The sequence below is a fragment of the Mammaliicoccus sp. J-M41 genome (genome assembly GCF_022385935.1).
GTDB classification, from domain to species: Bacteria; Bacillota; Bacilli; order Staphylococcales; family Staphylococcaceae; genus Mammaliicoccus; species Mammaliicoccus sciuri_A.
In genome coordinates, this window is the sequence record NZ_JAJNIR010000119.1 from 1 (window position 1) to 206 (window position 206).

Below are 206 nucleotides of genomic sequence, written 5' to 3' on the forward strand. Positions count from 1 at the left end.
TATTATTTCAAAGGTTTGTCTCCTGTAATTTTTGGGAGATAAGCCTTTTAATTTTGATTTGATTCTTTCGTTATTATAAAAATTGATATATTGATGAATAGCTTGTTCAAGGTCCTGAAAATCTTTAAATTCTTGGCCATAATACATTTCTTGTTTAAGTAACCCAAAAAAGTTTTCCATAACTGAATTATCTAGACAATTACCTT

At 26.7% G+C, this 206-nt stretch carries 1 protein-coding gene; it reads right to left on the reverse strand.

All coding sequences use genetic code 11. The features are described from left to right. Positions 1-206: IS3 family transposase (locus LQ686_RS14135; RefSeq protein ID WP_239703286.1), on the reverse strand; the 206-nt coding region annotated here is incomplete at both ends.